Source organism: Hungatella sp., assembly GCF_046966825.1.
The window spans coordinates 1-5,738 of record NZ_JBKVCZ010000225.1 but is presented as its reverse complement, the minus strand read 5'-3'; the positions used below and the strand labels follow the sequence as shown (position 1 = coordinate 5,738).

The window sequence follows — 5,738 nt, the reverse complement described above, 5'->3', positions numbered from 1 at the left end:
TTGAGGACATTTTCATTTGTGGTTACTTAGGACATTATCATATTTGGTTTATATAGTGGACAGAAGGTGGAAGGAAATTCCGTTGACATTTGCAGATTGACATGATATAGTAGCGATAAATAAAAATGATTGGAAGTGTGTGTTTGTTAATTGCATCTGAATATGGCGCATAGAAAGAGAATAGCGGGAACAGGAACAGCTTAAGAGAAGATTGATTTTGTAAGGCAGAATCTTCTTTCTATTTTGTGTACCTGTTTGGACCATAGGGATGTGAATGGCAGTGATATACACGAAAAGGATGAATCGTTATCTGCAGGAACATAGCCAGCCCTATGATCCTGCAGTTTTTTGTGTAACAGGAAAGTGCTCCTGTTACACAAAAAGCCCTCCGGGCAGGATGCGCACTCCGCGCTAAGGAAGTATGGTTGCTGAGGCAACCGCGCTCCGGCGCGAGAGTCCGGCTCGCCGGACTCTTTATTCGTAATAAGAAAAGCTGCTGTCTATTCCTCTTCTGATGCCGCCTGGCTGCTACTGGTAAATGAACAATAAAACAGGAGAAAGAACAATGAACAACACATTTCATACATTAGAATTTGACCATATATTAAGACAACTGGAAGAACTGGCATGTACAAAGTCAGCAAAAGAGAGAATACGCAGCATGGAACCGTATCTGTACGAGGGCGATGTAAGGAAGAGTCAGAAGGATACGACAGAGGCGAGACGGATTATTGAAAGTGCAGGTATGCCGCCGATTGCGTCCATGAGTGATGTGGATGACATCCTGATTATAGTCGGACAGGACGGCTGTCTGTCAGCCGAACAGCTGGAATCGGTCGGTATGACGCTGACGGCGGTAAAACGCCTGAAGGACTTTTTGAACCGGTGCAGATATTTAAACACAAGTCTGGCCTGCTATGATGAGGAACTGGATCCCCTGGAGCACTTGAGGGAGCAGCTCGCGGAAGCTGTCAGAGGAGGACGGGTCGAGGACGGAGCCAGCCGCCTTCTCAGAAGTCTGCGGCAGGACATAATCCGTATGGAGGAAAAGGTCCGGGCTAAAGCGGACTCAATCTTAAAGAGCAGGAAGAACTGTTTTGCTGATCATTACGTGACGAACCGTAATGGCAAGATGTGTCTGCCTGTAAAGAAGGAATACCGGTCATCGGTACCGGGAAGTGTGATTGATAAGTCCGCTACAGGGGCCACTCTTTTTATCGAACCGGAAGCGGTTGCCTCTATGAATTCAGAGCTGGAGCTGCTGAAGATGGAAGAAGAGAATGAAACGAGACGAATTCTCTATGAACTGACGGCCATGGTGGCGGAAAACCGGGAGGTTTTCGAAGCCGACAAGAGACTGATTGAGAAGCTGGACTATATATTCGCCAAAGGAAAGTTAAGCGCTGCTATGGAGGCGAAAGAACCGCAGATCAACATGGAACGGAACATTCGAATCAGGAACGGCAGACATCCGCTGATGAGTCGGGAACACGCAGTGCCTTTGAGCTTCGAGCTCGGAAACCGGGGAAATGGTGTTGTCATTACAGGACCCAATACAGGCGGGAAGACTGTGACGATGAAGACGGTGGGGTTGTTCTGTATCATGGCGCAGTGCGGAATTCACGTGCCATGTGAAGAAGCCAGTCTCTGTATGAATAATCAGGTGCTGTGCGATATTGGAGACGGACAGAATATATCTGAGAATCTGTCCACCTTTTCCGCTCACATTACAAATGTGCTGGATATTTTGAAAAAAGCAGGACCGGAGAGTCTGGTACTTCTGGACGAACTTGGGTCCGGTACGGATCCGGCGGAGGGAATGGGAATTGCCATTGCCATATTGGAGAGTCTGAGGCAGTGCGGATGTCTGTTCCTGGTTACGACCCACTATCCGGAGGTGAAGGGATATGCGGAAGCGGCCGATGGTGTTGAGAATGCGAGAATGGCCTTTGACCGGGAGACCCTGCAGCCGCTTTACCGGCTTGTACAGGGAGAAGCGGGAGAAAGCTGCGCCCTGTTTATTGCTAAAAAATTAGGTATGCCGGATGCCATGCTTTTAAGAGCGGAACAGGCTGCATACGGCAACTTGAAACCAGAGCGGCTTCAGGCGGAGAGCGGAGACAAAAAGAAAAAGCATGTCATTCTTCCGGAAGGCCCCCGTATTCGGAAACAGAAGGAAGAAAAGGGAATTCAGAAGGAACTGGCTGTGAAGTTTACAGTTGGCGACAGTGTTTTAGTTCTGCCGGATAAAAAGACGGGAATTGTATGCAGAACGGTGAATGAGAAGGGCGTCCTCCAGGTGCAGCTGCAGGACAGGAAGATATGGATCAATCACAAACGGATAAAGCTTTTAGTCGCAGCAGAAGAGCTCTATCCGGAAGATTACGATTTCTCGATTATATTTGACACAGTGGAAAATAGGAAGAATCGGCATCAGATGGAGAGGAAGCACCAGGAGGGTGTAGAAATCAGGATGGAGGATGAATGATGGAGGAAGAACGGCTTGACGGGTATCTGGCTTTTATAAAGGAGACAGAGCTTTTAAAGAATGTACTGCGCACGGCGTGGGGATCTGCAGGGAGACAGGAGAGCACGGCTGAACACAGCTGGAGGCTGGCTCTCTTTGCCGCTCTGATGCTGGGCGAATATCCGGAACTGGATGGAAAGAGGGTACTTATCATGTGCCTGATCCATGATCTGGGGGAGCTGTATGACGGTGATATATCGGCCGCCCTGCTGCCAGATGAACAGCAAAAGCATGCGGAGGAGCAGCGGTCTGTGGAACGGCTGTTTTCATTTCTCCCGGATAAAGATCGTGAGAATTTTATGGCGATCTGGAAGGAATATAACGAGAACAGGTCTCCTGAGGCCCATCTGGTGAAGGCTCTGGATAAGGCGGAAACTATTTTGCAGCATAATCAGGGGATGAATCCGTCCGACTTTGATTATGAATTTAATCTGCAGTACGGCGCAGCCTATTTTCGTGAAGACGGGCTGATGGCCGTACTGCGTGACAGACTGGATCAGGAGACGAAGAAACACATTATGTAGGAACCTGAGTAGTGGGCTCCGGTGATTCAGCCGGCTCCGAGTGCGTTTCTGGTTCCGGCATGGAAAACTCGGATAAGAGAGAACGGAATATCTTGACGTGAAGCTCTTCATCCGCGATGATGCGGTTTAAAATTGACCGAATATGTCCATCTTCAATCCATTCGGATTGAGCATGGTATTTGTGGATAGCCTGGATCTCTCCTTCGAGTGCATTAGTGAGCAGTGCATGAATCTGCGTCGGATACTGGTTGCATCCGGGACACCAGTAGTACATGCGCCCTTTGTTATAGCTCCATAACCGCGGGTCAGTTCCCAGCTTTAAAGCAAGTTCACCAAAGATATCGAGATGCCGCATTTCCACAAGATTGATCCGGTTGAAACATTCGGATACGTCGTGATAGTGCTCCCTGGTGATCAGGCTGTTATAAAAGTAAAGGCTGACTGCGGTCATCTCGGAGTTGCAGGAACCAATATTGGAAAGAATTGCGGCCGCATACTGGGGATTTTTGCCGTCCACCTTTACGGGTGGATACGGAATGTGATCTGAGTAATGAAATGTTGTTATATCCATGAAATATCCTCGTTAAATAAGGTTCTTATTCAATATATAAGCAAAAAAAGACGAGTTATGACTGGAAAGTTAAAAAAGTGGCGGCAGGAGGGAAAAAGAGATGGATTTGAAGGAAGCATTAATGGGTTACATACCATATAATGAACAGGAAGAAAAAGACCGGGAACAGATTCTGAAGTTTTTGGAGCGAGGGGATCTGGTATATACGAGAGAGAGCAAAGACGTCCATATGACTGCCTCGGCATGGGTGACAAACCGTGAGCGCAGTAAAATTTTGATGGCGTATCATAATATTTACGATTCGTGGGCCTGGCTGGGCGGTCATGCGGATGGAGAGAAGAACCTGCTTCTGGTGGCTCAAAAAGAGGCGATGGAGGAGAGCGGGCTTCGCTCTGTGAGCCCTGTCACCGAAGATATCTTTTCCATTGAGATACTGACTGTGTCCGGTCATATGAAAAATGGAAGCTATGTATCGTCTCACCTTCATTTGAACATCACCTATCTGCTGGAGGCGGATGAAGAAGCAAATCTGCATGAAAAAGAGGATGAAAACAGTGATGTGCGCTGGTTTTTGACGGAGGATGGAATCAACGCATCAAAGGAGCCGTGGATGCAGACCTGGGTTTATCGAAAGCTTGCAGAAAAGATGAAGAGTTATGAATATTAACAGAAAATTGATAACTATTTTGTGATTTGCTGTTTTATTTTTTCTGATTATGCTTTATAATAGAACCAGCTTATATATTTGCCAAGAAAGACAACGAGGTGATTGATATGAAGATAGTTTATGCAATTGTCAGTTCCGATGATGGAAACCGTGTGACAGATGTACTGAATGAAAACAGCTTCAGCGTAACGAAATTGGCTACTACCGGTGGGTTCTTGAAGAAAGGCAACTCTACTCTGATGATTGGTACGAATGATGACAAGGTTGAGGAAGTAATTAATTTAATTAAGGATACCTGTGGAAAGAGACAGAAGATAACCTGTAATGTTCCGGCACCGAATATTGCATCTATTTCAGCAGGATATATGATGATGCCAATGACCGTTGAGCTTGGCGGGGCAACGATATTTGTAACGGACGTGGAACGGTTCGAAAAGATTTAACAAAACAAGCGAGAATTCCCCACCTCTACAGATGGAGGAATGAAACGCCAAAAATAAGCTTAACGGCAGTGGCGGGCGGAGAGAAATCGGTCCCCCCACTGACAATAAGTCAAGCCGCGCATCTATAAGATGTAGTCGCACTCTGTGACATTATCGAGCGTGGATTGAAACAAAGCGGAAAGAGGGATTGCAGGAAGCTGTGATCCCTTTTATTTTGCCGTGATAATTGGAAGTAAACAGAACCCCTAGAACTCTTTTTTCCTGTTGGACATAGAATAATAATGGAAAGAGAATTCAGGAGGTTTTTTATGAGTTGTAAATATTATCCGAAGGCGGGGGGCCCGTTTGGAATCCCCAATTTCGATAACCATATATCCGATGGACAACAGGAGTACCAGTCTGTTTCACAGCAGTCGCCGTATGCAGACCGTCCAGGCTGTCCGAATGTATCAAATCGTAGCTGTGGAGGTACTTGTGGTAGTAATTGCGGTGGTAATTGCGGTAATAACTGTGGTAATAACATGTGCCACTGCTGTCCAGGGCCTCAGGGACCGAGAGGGCCGCAGGGACTTCCAGGTCTTCCGGGGCCGCAGGGTCCGCAGGGCTGTCCTGGGCCGAGAGGGCCTCAGGGCGCGACAGGTCCGCAGGGGCCTCGTGGGGCAACAGGGCCGCAGGGTCCACAGGGACCAAGAGGCTTTCAGGGTGTTACAGGTCCGCAGGGGCCTGCCGGTGTTACAGGTCCTCAGGGTCCGCAGGGTGTAACCGGACTTCAGGGACTTCCTGGAGCAACAGGTGCGACCGGTGCAACAGGAGCTGCAGGTCCGAGAGGAGCTACAGGCCCGACTGCTCCGTCAATATATGCACAACACGGAAATTGCCGTAACCATGCGGCTTTCCACTATCTTAAAGACAATTAAACAGCCCCTATGATTACACCTAAAACGCCGTAGCAAGGTTGGACAAGCCTTGATATGGCGTTTTTAAGTGGGTAGGATATGCCGCCGCA

Annotated in this window: 5 protein-coding genes; 4 read left to right on the top strand and 1 reads right to left on the bottom strand. The window is 47.9% G+C overall.

The annotated features are described in order from the left end of the window. The first annotated feature begins 565 nt into the window (after nt 1-565). On the top strand, nt 566-2,488 hold the full coding sequence (locus tag ACLTD4_RS32640; RefSeq protein ID WP_117624538.1) for an endonuclease MutS2: 1,923 nt from the start codon (nt 566-568) through the stop codon (nt 2,486-2,488). Then, nucleotides 2,488-3,051 (top strand): HD domain-containing protein, encoded by a 564-nt coding sequence (locus ACLTD4_RS32635; RefSeq protein ID WP_117624537.1) that lies wholly within the window; start codon nt 2,488-2,490, stop codon nt 3,049-3,051. Before ACLTD4_RS32640 ends, ACLTD4_RS32635 begins: the two co-directional genes overlap by 1 nt. Here ACLTD4_RS32635 and ACLTD4_RS32630 read toward each other — a convergent pair. After that, nucleotides 3,044-3,622, bottom strand: a complete 579-nt coding sequence (locus ACLTD4_RS32630; RefSeq protein WP_117624536.1) for a ferritin-like domain-containing protein — start codon at nt 3,620-3,622, stop codon at nt 3,044-3,046. The two genes, ACLTD4_RS32635 and ACLTD4_RS32630, sit on opposite strands and share 8 nt — an antisense overlap. Before the next feature lie 100 nt (nt 3,623-3,722). Here ACLTD4_RS32630 and ACLTD4_RS32625 point away from each other — a divergent pair, with 100 nt between their 5' ends. Together ACLTD4_RS32625 and ACLTD4_RS32620 are read left to right on the top strand one after the other, a co-directional pair. Continuing rightward, nucleotides 3,723-4,289 carry an NUDIX hydrolase gene (locus ACLTD4_RS32625; RefSeq protein ID WP_117624535.1) on the top strand — a complete coding sequence of 189 codons (567 nt, stop codon included), beginning with the start codon at nt 3,723-3,725 and terminating at the stop codon, nt 4,287-4,289. Between the two features lie 107 nt (nt 4,290-4,396). Further along, nucleotides 4,397-4,732 (top strand): cyclic-di-AMP receptor, encoded by a 336-nt coding sequence (locus ACLTD4_RS32620; RefSeq protein ID WP_002600650.1) that lies wholly within the window; start codon nt 4,397-4,399, stop codon nt 4,730-4,732. Nucleotides 4,733-5,738: the final 1,006 nt, after the last annotated feature.